The organism is Streptomyces sp. NPDC002742, from assembly GCF_042888885.1.
In the GTDB taxonomy this organism is placed as follows: Bacteria; Actinomycetota; Actinomycetes; order Streptomycetales; family Streptomycetaceae; genus Streptomyces.
In genome coordinates, this window is sequence record NZ_JBIAQF010000017.1 from 61,782 (window position 1) to 78,161 (window position 16,380).

Below are 16,380 nucleotides of genomic sequence, written 5' to 3' on the forward strand. Positions count from 1 at the left end.
GGGCGGTCGGGGGCGCGTCAGCGGCAGTCCCCCACCGCCGGTTCCTGACGCGGCCCGGGGTCGCACATCCCCGCCCGGCCGCGCTGCCGTTCCCCCGCCTTCGGCGTCGGCTCCGCGCCGGCCGGCTCCACCATGAGCCGGGAGCCGGCCCGGCGTTCGCCGAGGACGTCGTCGGGGTTGGAGAGCACACAGGTCTCCAGGGAGAGACAGCCGCAGCCGATGCAGTCCGTGAGGTGGTCGCGCAGCCGACCGAGCTGCTTGATCCGCTCGTCGAGTTCGGAGCGCCAGGCCTGGGACAGCCGGGCCCAGTCCTCCCGCGTCGGAGTGCGCTCCTCGGGGAGTTCGGCCAGCGCCTCCCGGATGGTGGCCAGCGGGATGCCGACGCGCTGGGCGGCCCGGACGAACGCGACCCGGCGCAGCGCGTCGCGGTGATAGCGGCGCTGGTTGCCCGAGGTACGGCGACTGCTGATCAGGCCCTTGGACTCGTAGAAGTGCAGAGCGGAGACGGCCGCGCCGCTGCGGGCCGACAGCTGTCCGACGGTCAGCTCGTGGATCGTCTCAGGGATCTGGGGCACTCCTCCAACCTACCCACCGCGTCACACGTACGGTCCGTTGACATGCGCCTTCCGGCCGACCATGCTAAGCAGTCGCTTAGACTATGAGATGCGGGAGGCCAGGGACATGGCAGAGCCGAGGACGTTCGCGACGGTCGACGAACTGCGGGGCGCCGTGGGCGAACAGCTGGGATACACGGACTGGGTCGAGATCGAGCAGAAGCGGATCGACCTCTTCGCGGAGGCGACCGGCGATCACCAGTGGATCCACGTCGATCCCGAGAAGGCCGCGACGGGCCCGTTCGGCACCACGATCGCGCACGGCTATCTGACCCTGTCGCTGCTGCCGCTCTTCGGCCCGCAGCTGATCAGCGTCGAGGGCGTGAAGATGGGCGTCAACTACGGGACGAACAAGGTCCGTTTCCCCGCCCCCGTGCCGGTCGGCTCGCGGCTGCGCGCCACCGCGACGATCACCGCGGTGGACGACGTGCCGGGCGGTGTCCAGGTCTCCGTGGCCTTCACCGTGGAGCGCGAGGGCGGCGACAAGCCGGTCTGCGTCGCGGAGTCGGTCTCGCGCTACTACCTCTGACCAGATCCCGGTCCCGGTCCCGACGCCACAGGCTCCGGCTCCGGGAGGGACCGGTGCCGTCCGCCTGCGTGCGGACCGGACCGGAGTAGGCCCCGGACCGGACCGGGACCTACTCCTTGTAGCCCACCATCCGCCGGACGAGGTCGGCGTAGAGCGCGCCGACCTCGTCCGGCGTGCGGGGGCCGTCGACGTTGAACCAGCGGGCCACGTCGATACACAGGGACAGCACGGCGACGGTGGTGCCGGGGACGTCCGGGACGTCGAAGTCGCCCGTCGCGACGCCGTCCTGGATGATGCCGCGGACCTCCGCGTTCACCTGGCGGCGCAGCGCGATGATCTCGGCGCGCGCTTCGGGCCCGAGGGCGTCGAGTTCGTACTGAACGACGCGGGCCGTGGTGTGCTGGCCCGCGTGCCACCGTACGAAGGACCGTACGGCGTCGGAGAGCCGCCCGGCGGCCGTACCCTCGCCGGCGGCCGCGGTGCGCACGATGTCCAGCGCCTTGTCGTGGCCGATCCGGCTGATCCGGTGGAGCAGCTCTTCCTTGGTCTTGTAGTGGATGTACAGCGCGGCCGGGCTCATGCCCGCGCGGCCCGCGATGTCCCGGGTCGTCGTCGCGTGGTACCCGCGCTCGGCGAAGGCCTCCACCGCGGCGACGAGCAGTCGCCGCGCCGCGTCCGGGGTCACCTCGGCCCAGGGCTGCATCTCGCCGCCGGGCGTCTCCTGCGCCGCACTCATCGCTGTTCGCCCCTTCTCGACTGACAGGGTGAACACCATACCCCCGAACCTGAGCGAGCGCTTAGCACCTTCGGCCAGGTCATGGCCGCGCGAGGATCAGAGCTTCTCGAAGGGGTCGTACACACGGCCACCGGGGCGGACGCCGTCCTGCCGGTCGCGGATCACCTTGGCCAGCGTGAACGAGGACGTCACCAGATAGAGAACGGCAATGGCGAGGAACGCCCGGACCCATGCGTCGGCCTGGAGCTTGAAGATGCCGATCGCGGTGGCGGCCATCGCCACGGAGAAGGACGCCACGGCCTGGCCGTAGAAGGCGGCCGTGTTCTGCTGTTTGACAGGTGTCTCACTCATGGGACAAGGATGGGCGGATGTGGCCGACGCCACATCCGCCGTCGTACTCAGGTACTCGTACGCATACTCAGGGTCAGGACGCCGGAGTCGGTCAGAACGCCGAGACACCCGTCAGGGCGCGCCCGATGACCAGCTTCTGGATCTGGCTGGTGCCTTCGTAGAGGGTCATCACGCGGGCGTCGCGCAGCAGTTTGCCGACCGGGTACTCGTCGATGTAGCCGTAACCGCCGAAGACCTGGAGGGCGTTGTTCGCGGCGCGCACGGCGGCCTCGGAGGCGAAGAGCTTGGCCTTCGAGGACTCGGTGGCGAACGGCAGCCCGCGGTCTATGAGGTCGGCGACCCGCCAGGTCAGCAGGCGCGCCGCGTCCACGTCGACGGCGATGTCGCTGAGCAGTTCCTGGACGAGCTGGTGGTGCGCGATCGTCCTGCCGAACTGCTCCCGCTCGGTCGCGTACGTCACCGCCGCGTCCAGCGCGGCCTGGGCGATGCCGACACAGCCCGCGGCCACCGACATCCGTCCCTTGGCCAGCGCCGACATGGCCACCGCGAAGCCCTTGCCCTCGGGCGCCAGCATGGCGTCGGCCGGCACGCGCACGTCCTCGAAGCTCAGTTCGGCGGTGGCCTGGCCACGCAGCCCGAGCTTGCCGTGGATGGTGCGGCGGGTCAGACCGGGAGTGTCCGTCGGCACCAGGAAGGCGGAGACGCCCTTGTGGCCCGGGGCGTCGGTGGAGCGGGCGAAGAGCAGCACGACATCGGCCCAGGTGCCGTTCGTGATGAACATCTTGGAACCGTTGATGACGTAGTCGTCGCCGTCGCGCACGGCCCTGGTCGACAACTGGCCCGCGTCGGAACCGGTGCCCGGCTCGGTGAGCCCGAAGCAGCCGACGTACTCGCCGGAGGTCAGCCCCGGCAGCCACCGCCGCTTCTGCTCCTCGCTCCCCCAGTGCGCGATCGTCTTGGCGACGAGCCCGAGCGAGACGGAGACGATCCCGCGCACGGAGGAGTCGCCGCGTCCCAGTTCCTCGGTGACCAGGCAGTACGCGAGGTGGTCGCCGCCGCTGCCGCCGTACACCTCGTCGATGGTCAGGCCGAGGAAGCCGACCTCGCCGAGCTTCTTCACGATGGACCGGTCGACGTCCTCCGCGCGGTCCCATTCGACGACGTGCGGGGCGATCTCGCGGTGCACGAAGTCCTGGGCGAGCTGCCGGACGGCGGTCTGCTCATCACTGAGCCCAAGGTTCATGCCGGGTCACCCCACAGATAGCTGACAGCGAAAGCCGTACATCGAAAGCCGTACCTTTAAATTAGCACTGCTAGTTTACCGGTGCAGCCCTACTATGTGCGCCATGGCCCGACCGCGCAAGCCCCTCCTCAGCACCGACCGCATCGTCGAAACGGCACGGGCCCTGGTGGACGCCGAGGGCCTCGCGGCCGTCTCGACTCGCAGGCTCGCCGCGGAACTCGGGGTCAGCGGGCCCTCCCTCTACAACCACTTCCGTACCAAGGACCAGATCCTGGAGGCGGTCGCGGACTCGGTGAGCGCACAGGTCGACCTGTCGATGTTCGAGGGCGGCCGGGACTGGCGGACCGCACTGCGCGAATGGGCCGTCTCCTACCGCGCCGCCCTGCGCGACCACCCGAACATCGTCCCGGTCCTCGCGCGCGGGCCGGGCCGCAGGCCGGCCGGACTGCGGCTCGCCGACGCCGTCTTCGGAGCCATGGTCGACGCGGGCTGGCCGCCCTCCCAGGCCACCTCGATCGGGGCGCTGATGCGGTACTTCATCATGGGGTCCGCGCTGGGGTCGTTCGCCGGGGGCTTCGTGGACGACGAGAGCGCGTACGACCCCGCCGACTATCCGCACCTGGGGCAGGCGCACCTCCTCGCCGAACAGCAGGAGAAGATCGACGAGCGGGCCTTCGACACGGGGCTCGTCGCACTGCTGGACGGCCTCGCGGTGCAGTACGCGGGGCTGGTGCGGGAGGCCTGAACGCGGTCGGCCCCGGAAGCCTGGACGGAACGGGGCTGGTCCGGGCAGCCGGAGCGGACCGGCGCGGCCGCTCGCGATCCTTCGGTGAGCGCCGAAGTGTCCGTGGCGCACGCTGGGCGGCACGACAAGGCCCGAGGATCCCGTAGGACCGGGGCTCGCGGCAGCACTGGCCGGGCTGCCGGCGGACGAGGCGCGGGCCGGTCGTGGCAACGACTACCCGGCCAGGACCGCGTGACCGCTCAGGACCGCGTGACCGCCCAGGACCGCGTGACCGCACCTGGGCGAGTCGGCCGGCGCATGGATCACCAGCCCCGGGGGGAGCCCCGTCCACTGTCCGGGACGGGGCTCGATCTGGGCTTCACGGTCACCGGGCAGGAGTTCCACAGCTCCACCCCGGCCGTGAGCAGCTCCAGTACCGCGTGCCGCTCGCCGGGAGTCCACGCGTCACTCTCGTCTCCGAACAGCTTCTCGTAGGCGCTGTTGTGCAGCGCTCCCTGCCGGGGCAGCCGGTGGACCTCGCCGAGTCCTCGGGCCAGGTCCTCGAAGAAGTTCCACGCGTCCAGCACCGCGCCCGGGGAGACGTGCCGGCGCACCGGATCCGCCAGCCAGTGCTGGACACGGGTGAGTTCCAGCACGCCGGCCTCGGAAACAGCCAGTTTCCGACCGTGCCGGCTCACATACACCCGTGCCTGCCGAACCGTCACGAACACCGGCACGCGTCGGTGGCCGGCGTCCGGCAGCGCCAGCACCTGGTCGGGTTCGTCACCCGCGCCACCGATCCACAGAACCACCGCGCTGCGGCCGAGCCCGCGCACCCGATACGCGTAGGGACTTCCGCCTCCACCGCGGCGTCCGGCCGCGCACACCTCTGTCGTCCCGATCTCTGACACGCCCTCACACTGGCACGACCCGCGCGAACCGTCACGGAATTTCTCCGCGGCGTGTGACGGCATCGGGAAACCGGAAGAGGTCCGCTGTCCGCCGGCGACGGGAGCGGAGCCGCTAGAACACCACCAGCGCCCGGCCCCCCTTGCCCGCGATCATGTTGTCGAAGGCCGCCGGGATGCCGTCCAGGGCGATGCGGTCGGTGACCAGGCCGCCGAGGTCGAGGCGGCCCGCGCGGACGTGCTCCGCGAGCACCGGGAGATCGCGGGCCGGGTCGGAGTTGCCGTACACACAGCCCGCGAGGGTCCTGCCCCAGTGGAAGATCTCCAGGGCGTTGAAGGTGACCTGCTGGTCCTTGCCGCCGATGCCGACGACCGTGGTGCGGCCGCCGCGCCGGGTCGACTCCCAGGCCGTACGGATGGTGACGGCGCGGCCGACGCACTCGACGGCGACGTCGACGCCCTGTTTGCCGGTCAGGGCGCGGATCTCGCGGGCGGTGGTGTCGGAGGCGACGACGTAGTCGGTGGCACCGGCCTCGCGGGCGAGCGACTCCTTCTCGGGCGAGACGTCGATCGCGACGATCTTCGAGGCGCCCGCGATCCGGGCGGCCTGCAGGGCGGCGAGCCCGACCCCGCCGGCCCCGAACACGGCGACGGTCTCGCCGGGCCGGACCTTCGCGGAGTTGTGGACCGCGCCGTATCCGGTGAGGACCGCGCAGCCGAGCAGGGCGGCCTCGGTGAGCGGGATGCCGTCCGGGGCGGGCAGCAGGCAGGACACCGGCACCATCGTCTCCTCGGCGAACGCGGCGACGTTCAGGCCGGGATACAGATCGCTGCCGTCGGAGGCGCGGCGGGCGTACACGTTCCCCGCGCCGGTCAGCGCGTCGGCGCACAGCCACACCTCGCCCAACGAACAGGCGTGACAACTCCCGCAGGAGGGAGCCCAGTTGAGGACGACCCGGGAGCCGGGCGCGACCTGGGTGACACCCTCGCCGACCGCGACGACGGTACCGGCGCCCTCGTGGCCGAGCACGGCGGGCACCGGCACCCGCATGGTGCCGTTGGACAGGGACAGGTCGGAGTGGCAGACCCCGGCGGCGGCCAGTCTCACCCGGACCTGGCCCGGTCCGGGGTCGGGGAGTTCGATCTCGGCGATCTCCAGCGGGGCACCCACGGCGGGCAGGACAGCGGCGCGAACCACGTGAACGCTCCTAGAACTGGAGGGACTTGGTCTGGAGGTACTCGGACATGCCGTGGGCACCGAGTTCGCGCCCCACGCCCGACTGCTTGTAACCCCCGAAGGGAGCAAGGGGATTGAAGCGTCCCCCGTTGATGTCGACCTGTCCGGTGTCGAGCCGCCGCGCGAAGGCGACCGCCTCGGACTCCTCGCCGGCCCACACCGCGCCCGCGAGCCCGTACACGGTGCCGTTGGCGATCCGCAGGGCGTCCTCCTCGTCCTCGTAGCGCAGGATCGAAAGGACCGGGCCGAAGATCTCCTCCTGCGCGATCGTCATCTGCGGCGTGACGTCGGCGAAGACGGTGGGGCTGATGAAGTAGCCCTGCTCGCGCGGTGATTCGGGGCCGCCCGCGACGATCCGCGCGCCCTCGGCGACGCCTTTCTCGATGTAACCGCGCACCCGGTCCCGCTGCTTGGCGTTGACGACGGGGCCGATGCGGTCGCCGTACTTCGCGGCGGCTGTCGCGGCCAGCTCGACCGCCTCGTCGTAGCGGTCGGCGGGGACCAGCATGCGGGTCCAGGCGCTGCACGTCTGGCCGGAGTTGGACATCACGTTGGCGACGCCGACGTTCACGGCCTTGGCCAGGTCCGCGCTCGGCAGGATGACGTTGGCGGACTTGCCGCCGAGTTCGAGGGCGACGCGCTTGACGGCGGCACCCGCGGTCGCGCCGATCCGCCGGCCGACCGCCGTGGAGCCGGTGAAGGAGACGAGGTCGACGTCCGGGTGCTCGGCGAGGGCCTGGCCCGCGACCGGTCCGAGGCCGGTGACCAGGTTGAAGACACCGGCCGGGACGCCCGCCTCGGCCACGGCCTCGGCGAAGAGCTGGGCGGTGAGCGGGGTGTCCTCGGCGGGCTTCAGGACGACCGTGCAGCCCGCGGCGAGCGCGGGGGCGACCTTGGCGACGATCTGGTGGAGCGGGTAGTTCCAGGGGGTGATCGCGCCGACGACGCCGACGGGCTCCTGGTAGACGGTCGAGTTGCCGACCTTCTCCTCGAAGGCGTACGTCGCGGCCAGCTCGGCGTAGGAACCGGCGACCAGCACCGGGACGCCCGCGTGGACCGCCTGGGAGAACGCGAGCGGCGATCCGAGCTCGGCGGTGACGGTCTCGGCGATCTCGTCCTTGCGGGCGGCCAGGACGTCCCTCAGGGCGGCCAGGCGGGCGGCCCGTTCGGCGGGCGCGGTCGCGGCCCAGCCGGGGAACGCGGCGCGGGCGGCCCGTACGGCGGCGTCGACATCCTCGGCGGTGCCCGCCGGGACGTGGCCGATCACCCGCTCGTCGACCGGGTTCACGACCTCGATGGCGTCCCGTCCGGTGGCGGGGCGCCAGGCCCCGTCGATGTACATGCCGTCATGTGCCTTCATCGTTTTCCTCCGGGGCCGGGGCGGCGTCGTCCGCGCCCTAAACTAGCGATGATAGTTTTGCGGCGCCAGGGGGACCCGCCAGCCGGGAGGACCGGGATTCACTCCTCCAGGTCCGGCAGCCGCTCCGGCGCCGGACAGATCCGTTCGCCGCTCCGGTCGAAGACGAACAGGTGGGCGATGTCCACGAGGAGCGGGATCTGCATGCCGTGGCGGAGTTCGATGTCGGGCGTGGTGCGTACGACGAGATCGCCGGGCAGCCGGCCGTCGGGCGGTGCCTGCCCGGGGAGGTCGGCCTCGGCGTCCGAGGGGTGGTCGAGGACGACGACGGGTCCGGCCTGCGGCGTCCCCTCCCGCAGTGCCCCGGCGCGCCCCAGCAGCCTGTCCAGGACGGTGCCGTCACGACGCCGCCGGCGCGTCCCGCGGGCCGGGCGCGGCGACTCCAGCTCCGGTACGTAGGCGGGCCGCGAGCCCGTATTGAAGTGGACGAGGACCTCGTGCCCCTGGAACTCCACATGCTCGACCAGACCGCTGATCGCGACCTCGCCCGGCCGGGCGTCGGACGGTCTGGCGAGCCGTACGGCCTCGGAGCGCAGCCCGACGATCACCTCGCGGCCCTGCTGCACCCGGAGCAACTGGTGGTCCAGACAGAGGGGTTCGGGGAGACGCAGGTACTGCTTGCCGAGGCTGATCGTCATGGCGCCGTCGAGCGGGGCCCGGACGAGCCCGCGCAGCAGGTTGATCCGCGGGGTGCCGATGAAGGCGGCGACGAAGACGTTCGCGGGCAGCCCGTAGACCGTGCGGGGCGTGCCCAGTTGCTGGAGGACTCCGCCGCGCAGTACGGCGACCCGGTCGCCGAGTGACATGGCCTCGGCCTGGTCGTGAGTGACGTAGACCGTCGTCGCGCCCAGTTCCCTGGTGAGCCGGGAGATCTCGGCCCGCAGGTGGTTGCGGAGCTTGGCGTCGAGGTTGGACAGCGGCTCGTCCATCAGGAAGGCGGAGGGGTGGCGCGCTATGGCCCGCCCCATCGCGACGCGCTGCCGCTCGCCGCCGGAGAGCTGGTTGGGGAAGCGGTCGAGCAGGTCCTGGATGCCGAGCATGCGGGCGGTGGCGTCCACGCGCGCCCGGGGGTCCTCGCCGGGTGTCTCGATGCGCAGCGGGAAGCCGATGTTGTCGCGGCCGGTCATGCTCGGGTAGAGGGCGAAGTTCTGGAACACCATCGCCATGTTCCGCTCGGACGGCGGCAGATCGTTGGCGTACTCCCCGTCGAGCCGCACCTCGCCCTCGGTGACCTCCTCCAGCCCCGCGATCATCCTCAGCACGGTCGACTTGCCGCAGCCGGAGGGGCCGAGCAGAACGAGGAATTCGCCGGGCCGGATGTCCAGCGACAGGCGTTCCACCACCCGGGCCCCACGGGTGTACGACTTGCTGACGTGGTGCAGGGAGATGGCGCGTGTCATGACAGGTGCCCCCGGGGGCGTGCAAGGCGCTGGTGCTCCGCGGCCGGTCGTCCCGCACGGGTCGTACGGGACCTTGAGTCACGGAAGCTAACGGACCGCACATGCCCGGGGGAAGAGACATGGCGGTTTCGGACGGGCCGGTTCGGTACGGGCGGAAACGGACGATCGGATACCGGTCGCGCCGGGCCGGACGCGGGCGAGCGCCGCCGCCCCGGCTCGGCGCCCGACGGCTCCCGTCAGGAGGTGCCGGCCCGCTCCCTGACCGCCGTGAGATGGGCGAAGGCGATGACGTTCGCGGCGTATCCGGCCTTCCGGTCGTAGGCACCGCCACAGGTGATCAGGCGCAGTTCGGGGCGCCCACGGTCGCCGTACACCTCCTGGTCGGGGAAGTGCGCCTTCGAGTACGTACGGACGGCGTCGACCGTGTAGACGGCGGTCCGCCCGTCCACGCGCCGGGCTTCGACGCGTGCGCCGGGCCGGATCCGTTCGAGCGGGGCGAAGACGGCGGGCCCCGTCCGGGTGTCGCGATGGCCGACGACGAGGGCCGTGCCGCGTTCGCCCGGAGTGGGGCCGTCCGTGTACCAGCCGACGAGTTTCGGATCGTCCACGGGCGGCGCGGTGAGCCGCCGCCCGCCGTCCAGCCGGAGGCCGACGACCGGCGCGTCGAGGCCGAGGGAGGGAATGCGCAGGGAGGCGGCCCGGGAGCGCGGCAGCGGTGCGGTCGGGGCCCCGGGCCGGGCCGGGCGGGCGGCCGGGGCGGGGTGCCGCCGCGGGCCGCGCGCGTCGCCGGCGGGATGGGCGTCCGGCCCGCGGCCGGTCGCTCCCGCCCCCGCCGGAGCGGGGGCGGGAGCGGGGGCGGCGGCGCCGTCGTCGCGCACGGCGCCGGACGCCACCGTGCCGGCGGGCTCGCCGTCCCCCGCCCACCAGACGCCGCCCACCACCAGCGCGACGGTGACCACCAGGGTCCGCGTCAGGCGGTAGGCGCGCGTCCGGTACCAGGGCCTCCGTCGCCTACGCGGCGCCATCGGGGCGTCGGCGCAGCCGCAGGAACACGACTCCCCCGGCCACGACGAGACCCGCGGCCGCCGCACCGGCCACCGGCGAGAAGTTCTGCGGATGGGCGAGACCGCCGCCGCCCGCCGGGGGTCCTCCGTTGGGACCGCCCGGGCCGCCCTGGGGTCCGCCGGAGCCGCCGCCCGGGCCGGTGGGCGTCACGGACGGCGAGGCGCTCGGGCTCGGACCGCCGGAGGGGCAGTCGACCTTGAAGACCTTGCTCTTGCCCGCGCCGTTCTCGCCCGCGAACCGCCAGGTCAGCTTGTACTGGCCGTCGGGCAGCGTCAGGTTGGGCAGGGGCGTCCGGCCCTGACCGGTCGGCAGGTCCAGGCTGCCGCTGAGGTTGGCGCCCCCGGCGACCTGGGGCTGGGTCACGATGAACCAGGTGATCCGCTGCCCCGGGTCGAAGTTGAAGCCGTCGAGGTAGAAGCGGCAGACCTTCGGATCGTCCCGCTGGTTGTCGACCGCGGTGTTCGCGTCGTGGATCTTGACGTCGCCGTTGTCACCGGGGGCGGCGACGGCGGCCGGAGCGCCGAGGAGGACGGTGCCCGCGACGGCGAGGGCCGCGAGGGCGCCGGCACCGCGACGTGGCACGGAGCGGTGCGAGAGGGACGAGGTGGACATGCGAGTTCCTCCGAGTCAGGTGATTGTCATACAAATCTCACTTCATCTGACTACTTCTCACATATGCCCACGAAAGATCCGCAACGGCGCCCGGTACCCCGTCAGGTACCGCTCTTCCGGCGCAAAGAACTACCCGGCCGCGGCGGCTCATCGCGCACCCGCCGCGGCCGGGCCACGGTGACGGCTCAGAGGCAGGCCGCCAGGTCGACCGGCACCCCGTTGAGGACCGCCGTTCCCGACAGCGGGTCGAGCAGCGAGCCGTCGAGGAGCTGGTTGACGTTGACGCCGGGATCCAGGGCCGCGTGGCTCAGCCGGGTGCCGGGGCGGTCGTGCCCCCAGCCGTGCGGAAGGCTCACCACGCCGCGCCTTACGGTGTCGGTGACCTCCACCGGGGCGATCACCTCTCCTCCGGCGCCCCTGACGCGTACGGCCGACCCGTCGGCGAGCCCGAGGCGGGTCGCGTCGTCGGGGTGGATGTGCAGGGTGCAGCGGTTGGAACCGCCGGTGAGCGCGGGGACGTTGTGCATCCAGCTGTTGTTGGAGCGCAGATGGCGGCGTCCGACGAGGACCATGGCCGCCGGGCGTTCGCGCAGCGCCTCCCGCAGGCGCGGCAGATCGCCGGCGATCGGCTCCGGCAGCAGCTCGATCTTCCCGCTGCGGGTCTTCAGCCGCTGCGGCAGGCAGGGGGCGAGCGGTCCGAGGTCGATGCCGTGCGGGTGCGCGAGCAGCTTGTCGAGGGTCAGGCCGTCGGGGCGCGCGCCGAAGCCCTCGCCGTACGGGCCGAGGCGCAGCATCATGTCGAGCCGGCGCTCGGGGCCGTTCTCGCCGGTGAGGGCGGCGGCGAGTTCGCGCGGATCGCGCCCGTGCACCGGTGACGCGGTGTCCCCGACCGCCTTGCCGAGGGTGCCCTCGATGACCATCGTGTCGACGGCGGACGGGTCGGCGCCGTGCATGCCGGTCGCTGCGAGGACGAGCCGGGCGAGGATCTCGGTCTCCGCCATCCGGCCCTCCTCCAGGGGGACGGCGGGGCGGTTGTAGCGGACCTGGTTGCGGACGGCGAGGGTGTTGAACGCGAAGTCGTGGTGTGCGCTCCGGGAGGGCGGGGGCGGCGGCAGCACGACGTGGGCGTGGCGCGAGGTCTCGTTCAGGTACGGGTCGACGCTGACCATGAAGTCCAGCGATTCGAGCGCCTTGTCGAGACGGAGGCCGTCGGGTGCGGACAGGACGGGGTTGGCGGCGACGGCGATGACGGCGCGGACCGGGCTGCCGTCCGGGGTGGCGGTGTCGATCTCCTCCGCCAGGGCGGCCAGCGGCAGTTCGCCCTTGGCCTCCGGGTGCCGGCTCACCCGGCTGTGCCAGCGGCCGAGCGCGAAGCCGTGACCGGGGCCCGCCGGACGGGGGGTGCGGTCGGTGGCGGCAGTCGGGAAGAGGGCGCCGCCGGGCCGGTCGAGGTTGCCGGTGAGGATGTTGAGGACGTCCACGAGCCAGCTGGCCAGGGTGCCGTGCGGGACGGTGCAGCTGCCGATGCGGCCGTAGACGGCGGCGGTCGGCGCGGCGGCCAGCTCGCGCGCCAGCTCCCGGATGACCCCGGCGTCCACGTCGCAGGCCGCGCTCGCCGCCTCCGGGGTGAAGTCCCGCAGCGCGTCCGGGAGTTCGTCGACACCCTGGACGTGCGGGGCGAGCGCGCCGAGGTCGACGAGCTTCTCCTCGAAGAGGACGTACGCCATCGCCGCGAGGAGGGTGGCGTCGGTGCCGGGGCGGACGGCCACGTGGCGGTCGGCGAGTTTGGCCGTGCGGGTGCGGCGCGGGTCGATGACGGTCAGGGTGCCGCCGCGGGCCCGAAGTGCCCGGAGTCTGCCGGGGAAGTCGGGGGCGGTGCACAGACTCCCGTTGGATTCCAGCGGGTTGGCGCCGATGAGCAGCAGGTGGTCGGTGTGGTCAAGGTCCGGCACGGGGATCGCGTTGGCGTCGCCGAACAGCAGGCCGCTCGACACGTGCTTGGGCATCTGGTCGACCGTGGAGGCGGTGAAGACGCTGTGCGTGCGCAGGGCGCCGAGCAGGACCTGCGGGTAGAGGGCGCCGGCCATGGTGTGCACGTTCGGGTTGCCGAGGACGACACCGAGGGCGTGCGGTCCGTACCGCTCGACGACTCCGCGCAGCCCGGCGGCGACCGCGTCGAAGGCCTCCTCCCAGGTGGCCTCGCGCAGTTCGCCGTCCTCGCGGACGAGGGGGGTGCGCAGTCGGTCGGGGTCGCCGTCGGCCGCCCCGAAGGAGGCGCCCTTCGGGCAGATGAACCCCTTGCTGAACACGTCGTCGCGGTCACCGCGGGCGCCGGTCACCCGGGTGCCCTCGATGGTCAGCGTCAGCCCGCAGGTGGCTTCGCACAGGGGGCAGACGCGCAGCGCGGTTCGGGAGTCGGGGGTGGTGCCGGAGGTGCGGGACACGGGGTCCTCCCGGAGGGCGGTGGCTACGGTGGCACACGGACGCGACCGAGCATACCGACCGGTACGCATGACGGGGAGGCTCCGCCGGGGGTCAGGTCGGAATTCCGCGCGCGTCCCGGGCGACCGGTCAGTCGAGAACCCTGGCCAGATAGGCCCGCAGCAGTTCGCGTGTCTCCTCGATGATCCGCTCGTCCCCTTCGGGGTCGACCCGGAAGGCCAGGTGGACCAGGGTGTCCGCGGTCTCCACCGCCACCAGGAAACAGCGGCGGAGATCCTCGTCCGGGGCGCGGTCGAGATAGCCGGAGAGCAGGTCGGTGAGACGGTCGGCGACCCGGGTGTTGGGCTCGGCGTAGCGCGCGCCGACGGGTATCTGGTTGCCGAAGTCGACGAGGGAGAAGCCCGGCGCGGTGCGCTTCATGGCGAGGTACTCGTCGAGCACCGCGTCCATCGCGGCCCGCCAGCCTCCCCCTTCCGTCTCCCGCAGGCTCCGGGTGACGCGCTCGGCGTAGAGCTCCAGATTGCGCTGGGCGAGCGCGTCGGCCATCGCGCGCTTGTTGCCGAAGAAGCGGTAGACGGAGCCGATGGGCACACCGGCCCGCTGGGCCACGGCCCGCGTGCTCAGTCCGTCGTAGCCCACCTCGTCGAGGAGGTCGGCGCAGGCGTCGAGGATCCTGGTCAGTCGTTCTGCGCTGCGCTTCTGTACGGGCGCTCGGCGCAGCGAGGTCGCATGGGGCACGGTCTTCATGATGCCTTTCCGCCGGGGTCCGGTGAACCTCCCCCATCAGTACGCACCTGTGTGCCGTGACCACTCATCTCGACTGCGGGACCACCGCCGACCGTGTGGCCTGCGACGCGATCGGTGGGACCGGCGATGTCGAGCCCCGCGGGGGCGGCGCGGCCGAGGCCGCCGCGCCCGGGGCCGGCATCTCCCGTGGCGCCTGTTCCGGACCGGGCGCCGAACCGGAATCCGACGCCGTGATGTCGGCGGTGCTCTCGACGGGCTCGCCGTGGACGGCCCACACGGTGCCGTCGTCGGCGTAGAGCCGCGCGGTGACGTGGTGGGTGCCGCGCGGCACGAGGTGCCCGGCCAGGTGGTACTCGGCGGTGCGCAGCCGGGCGACCGTCCGGCCGTCGACGTAGAGACGGGCCGTGCCGCGCCCGGCGGCCGGCACGGTTCGCGCGCCGACGGGCGAGAAGCGGAAGTTGCGGACGGTCAGCCGCACGTCCCAGTTGTCGGCGGAGTCCGGCTGGATCTCGATCGCGACCTCGGGCGCCCCCTTCTTGCCCACCTCACGGTAGAGCCGCCCTTCGTCGTCCGTCTCGTCGAGCAATGTGCCCACGGGCGAGGCCGTGACCCCCCGCTCGTGCGCTTCACCGGCTCCGCAGCCCGCGGCTCCGCCGAGCGGGGCGCAGAGCGCGAGCGCGACGAGCAGTCCACGCGTCCATCGCATGTCCGGGAGCGTAGAACAGGGCCCCTTGTGGCCGGATCCCCCTGAAGTCGGCTTCCTGGGCCGTGCGGACAACCTTGAGTACTACTCCTGCGGGAATTCCGGCCATCCCCGAGCCGCCGCCGGACGGCCGCCACCGCTACGGGCCCGCCCCCCGCACCGGCCCACGGGCCGGCCCGGCGAAGATCCGCGCATGACTCGTGGCCGATCCCGTTCGGTGCGCTCGGGCGGCCCCTTGCGCGGGACGCCGTCGAATCCTACGGTGATGCATAGGAATCAGGCGCGAGGGAGCGATCATGAACGGGGACGCGAGGAAGACGGCCGAAGGGCTGGCCTACCTCTCCGGATTCGGCAACGAACACAGCTCGGAGGCGGTCCCGGGGGCCCTGCCGCACGGTCGCAACGCGCCTCAGCGCGCCCCGCTCGGCCTGTACGCCGAGCAGCTCAGCGGCTCGGCGTTCACCGAGCCGAGGGCGTCCAACCGGCGGTCGTGGCTGTACCGGATCCGGCCGTCGGCCGCGCACCCCGCGTTCACCCGCGCCGACAACGGCACCCTGCGGACGGCGCCCTTCACGGAGTCGGCGCCCGACCCGAACCGGCTGCGCTGGAACCCCCTGCCCGAGCCGCCCGCCGGAACGGACTTCCTCGCGGGCCTGTGGACCCTCGGCGGCAACGGTGACGCGGCCCAGCGCACCGGGATCGCGGTGCACCTGTATCACGCGAATTCCTCGATGGACCGGGTGTTCAGCGACGCCGACGGCGAACTGCTCATCGTCCCGGAGCGCGGCGGCCTGCTGCTGCGCACCGAGTTCGGGCTGCTGCACGCGGAGCCGGGCCAGGTGGCGCTGATCCCCCGCGGGGTGCGCTTCCGGGTGGAGCTGCTGGACGTGGCGCCGGAAGGCGGCCGGAGCCGCGGCGCCCGGGGCTATGTGTGCGAGAACTACGGGGCGCCGTTCCAGCTGCCCGACCTCGGCCCGATCGGCGCCAACGGCCTCGCCAACGCCCGTGACTTCCTCGCCCCGGTCGCGGCCTACGAGGACGTCGAGGGCCCGGTCGAGGTGGTGAACAAGTTCTGCGGCAACCTCTGGACGGCGACCTACGACCACTCGCCGCTGGACGTGGTCGCCTGGCACGGCAACCATGTGCCGTACATCTACGACCTGCACCGTTTCAATGTGATCGGCTCCATCAGCTACGACCACCCGGACCCCTCGATCTTCACGGTGCTGACCTCGCCGTCCGACACCCCGGGTCTGGCCGGTGTCGACTTCGTCGTGTTCGCGCCGCGCTGGCTGGTGGGCGAGGACACGTTCCGGCCGCCGTACTTCCACCGGAACGTGATGAGCGAGTACATGGGGCTCATCGAGGGCGCGTACGACGCGAAGGCGGAGGGCTTCGTGCCGGGCGGCGGTTCGCTGCACAACATGATGTCGGCGCACGGACCGGACCAGGAGACCTTCGCCCGCGCCAGTGCCGCCGAGCTGAGGCCGCAGAAGATCGACGACGGGCTCGCCTTCATGTTCGAGACGCGTTGGCCGGTGACCGCGACGGCCCAGGCGGCACGGGCGGAGCATCTCCAGAGCGGCTACGACGACGTGTGGCAGGGCCTTGGCCGGCACTTCCGCGCGGCCGGCTGAGGGTTCACCGGCCGT

16 protein-coding genes are annotated in these 16,380 nt (G+C 72.4%); 3 read left to right on the forward strand and 13 right to left on the reverse strand.

Annotated elements, in window-relative coordinates:
- Positions 1 to 17 precede the first annotated feature (17 nt).
- On the reverse strand, positions 18 to 575 hold the full coding sequence (gene soxR, locus ACFYW8_RS28355; RefSeq protein WP_389082316.1) for a redox-sensitive transcriptional activator SoxR: 558 nt from the start codon (positions 573 to 575) through the stop codon (positions 18 to 20).
- 106 nt (positions 576 to 681) lie between these two features.
- On the opposite strand from soxR, the gene ACFYW8_RS28360 reads away from it, so the two are divergent.
- Positions 682 to 1,143, forward strand: coding sequence for a MaoC family dehydratase (locus ACFYW8_RS28360; RefSeq protein WP_389082321.1), 462 nt, complete (start codon positions 682 to 684; stop codon positions 1,141 to 1,143).
- Positions 1,144 to 1,252: 109 nt separating this feature from the next.
- On the opposite strand, the gene ACFYW8_RS28365 is transcribed toward ACFYW8_RS28360, so the two are convergent.
- From ACFYW8_RS28365 to ACFYW8_RS28375, 3 genes are all read right to left on the reverse strand, one after another.
- Entirely contained in the window at positions 1,253 to 1,879 is a 627-nt protein-coding gene (locus ACFYW8_RS28365) for a TetR/AcrR family transcriptional regulator (RefSeq protein WP_389082324.1), read from the reverse strand.
- 96 nt (positions 1,880 to 1,975) lie between these two features.
- Positions 1,976 to 2,230, reverse strand: a complete 255-nt coding sequence (locus ACFYW8_RS28370) for a YiaA/YiaB family inner membrane protein (protein ID WP_365876751.1) — start codon at positions 2,228 to 2,230, stop codon at positions 1,976 to 1,978.
- 91 nt (positions 2,231 to 2,321) lie between these two features.
- Complete coding sequence (locus ACFYW8_RS28375; protein WP_389082329.1) at positions 2,322 to 3,473, reverse strand: acyl-CoA dehydrogenase family protein; 1,152 nt, start codon at positions 3,471 to 3,473, stop codon at positions 2,322 to 2,324.
- A gap of 103 nt (positions 3,474 to 3,576) precedes the next feature.
- Between ACFYW8_RS28375 and ACFYW8_RS28380 the strand changes: the two genes are divergently transcribed.
- Positions 3,577 to 4,218: a TetR/AcrR family transcriptional regulator gene (locus ACFYW8_RS28380; RefSeq protein ID WP_365876755.1), complete on the forward strand. Its 642-nt coding sequence runs from the start codon at positions 3,577 to 3,579 to the stop codon at positions 4,216 to 4,218.
- 302 nt (positions 4,219 to 4,520) lie between these two features.
- Here the strand turns inward: ACFYW8_RS28380 and ACFYW8_RS28385 are convergent, their stop codons facing one another.
- The 9 genes from ACFYW8_RS28385 to ACFYW8_RS28425 form a co-directional block, all read right to left on the reverse strand.
- Entirely contained in the window at positions 4,521 to 5,108 is a 588-nt protein-coding gene (locus ACFYW8_RS28385) for a hypothetical protein (RefSeq protein WP_389082337.1), read from the reverse strand.
- Positions 5,109 to 5,220: 112 nt separating this feature from the next.
- Positions 5,221 to 6,303 (reverse strand): Zn-dependent alcohol dehydrogenase, encoded by a 1,083-nt coding sequence (locus ACFYW8_RS28390; protein WP_389082342.1) that lies wholly within the window; start codon positions 6,301 to 6,303, stop codon positions 5,221 to 5,223.
- Between the two features lie 10 nt (positions 6,304 to 6,313).
- The gene (locus tag ACFYW8_RS28395; protein ID WP_389082346.1) at positions 6,314 to 7,702 is read right to left on the reverse strand and encodes an aldehyde dehydrogenase family protein; all 1,389 of its coding nucleotides are present in this window, start codon (positions 7,700 to 7,702) and stop codon (positions 6,314 to 6,316) included.
- Positions 7,703 to 7,800: 98 nt separating this feature from the next.
- Entirely contained in the window at positions 7,801 to 9,159 is a 1,359-nt protein-coding gene (locus ACFYW8_RS28400; RefSeq protein WP_389082350.1) for an ABC transporter ATP-binding protein, read from the reverse strand.
- A 236-nt stretch (positions 9,160 to 9,395) separates the two neighbouring features.
- On the reverse strand, positions 9,396 to 10,184 hold the full coding sequence (locus ACFYW8_RS28405) for a class F sortase (protein ID WP_389082354.1): 789 nt from the start codon (positions 10,182 to 10,184) through the stop codon (positions 9,396 to 9,398).
- Positions 10,171 to 10,836, reverse strand: a complete 666-nt coding sequence (locus ACFYW8_RS28410) for a hypothetical protein (RefSeq protein WP_389082357.1) — start codon at positions 10,834 to 10,836, stop codon at positions 10,171 to 10,173. Before ACFYW8_RS28410 ends, ACFYW8_RS28405 begins: the two co-directional genes overlap by 14 nt.
- A 185-nt stretch (positions 10,837 to 11,021) precedes the next feature.
- Positions 11,022 to 13,280 carry a molybdopterin oxidoreductase family protein gene (locus tag ACFYW8_RS28415; protein WP_389082361.1) on the reverse strand — a complete coding sequence of 753 codons (2,259 nt, stop codon included), beginning with the start codon at positions 13,278 to 13,280 and terminating at the stop codon, positions 11,022 to 11,024.
- 127 nt (positions 13,281 to 13,407) lie between these two features.
- Positions 13,408 to 14,025, reverse strand: a complete 618-nt coding sequence (locus tag ACFYW8_RS28420; protein ID WP_365876769.1) for a TetR/AcrR family transcriptional regulator — start codon at positions 14,023 to 14,025, stop codon at positions 13,408 to 13,410.
- A 64-nt stretch (positions 14,026 to 14,089) separates the two neighbouring features.
- Positions 14,090 to 14,731, reverse strand: coding sequence for a nuclear transport factor 2 family protein (locus ACFYW8_RS28425; RefSeq protein ID WP_389082368.1), 642 nt, complete (start codon positions 14,729 to 14,731; stop codon positions 14,090 to 14,092).
- A gap of 293 nt (positions 14,732 to 15,024) precedes the next feature.
- Between ACFYW8_RS28425 and hmgA the strand changes: the two genes are divergently transcribed.
- On the forward strand, positions 15,025 to 16,365 hold the full coding sequence (gene hmgA, locus ACFYW8_RS28430) for a homogentisate 1,2-dioxygenase (protein ID WP_389082373.1): 1,341 nt from the start codon (positions 15,025 to 15,027) through the stop codon (positions 16,363 to 16,365).
- Positions 16,366 to 16,380 lie beyond the last annotated feature (15 nt).

Coding starts and splice junctions, on each gene's coding strand:
- ACFYW8_RS28360 (WP_389082321.1), top strand. CDS start 682: ATGGCAGAGCCGAGGACGTTCGCGACGGTCGACGAACTGCGGGGCGCC.
- ACFYW8_RS28365 (WP_389082324.1), bottom strand. CDS start 1,879: ATGAGTGCGGCGCAGGAGACGCCCGGCGGCGAGATGCAGCCCTGGGCC.
- ACFYW8_RS28370 (WP_365876751.1), bottom strand. CDS start 2,230: ATGAGTGAGACACCTGTCAAACAGCAGAACACGGCCGCCTTCTACGGC.
- ACFYW8_RS28375 (WP_389082329.1), bottom strand. CDS start 3,473: ATGAACCTTGGGCTCAGTGATGAGCAGACCGCCGTCCGGCAGCTCGCC.
- ACFYW8_RS28380 (WP_365876755.1), top strand. CDS start 3,577: ATGGCCCGACCGCGCAAGCCCCTCCTCAGCACCGACCGCATCGTCGAA.
- ACFYW8_RS28395 (WP_389082346.1), bottom strand. CDS start 7,702: ATGAAGGCACATGACGGCATGTACATCGACGGGGCCTGGCGCCCCGCC.
- ACFYW8_RS28400 (WP_389082350.1), bottom strand. CDS start 9,159: ATGACACGCGCCATCTCCCTGCACCACGTCAGCAAGTCGTACACCCGT.
- ACFYW8_RS28405 (WP_389082354.1), bottom strand. CDS start 10,184: ATGGCGCCGCGTAGGCGACGGAGGCCCTGGTACCGGACGCGCGCCTAC.
- ACFYW8_RS28410 (WP_389082357.1), bottom strand. CDS start 10,836: ATGTCCACCTCGTCCCTCTCGCACCGCTCCGTGCCACGTCGCGGTGCC.
- ACFYW8_RS28420 (WP_365876769.1), bottom strand. CDS start 14,025: ATGAAGACCGTGCCCCATGCGACCTCGCTGCGCCGAGCGCCCGTACAG.
- ACFYW8_RS28425 (WP_389082368.1), bottom strand. CDS start 14,731: ATGCGATGGACGCGTGGACTGCTCGTCGCGCTCGCGCTCTGCGCCCCG.
- hmgA (WP_389082373.1), top strand. CDS start 15,025: ATGAACGGGGACGCGAGGAAGACGGCCGAAGGGCTGGCCTACCTCTCC.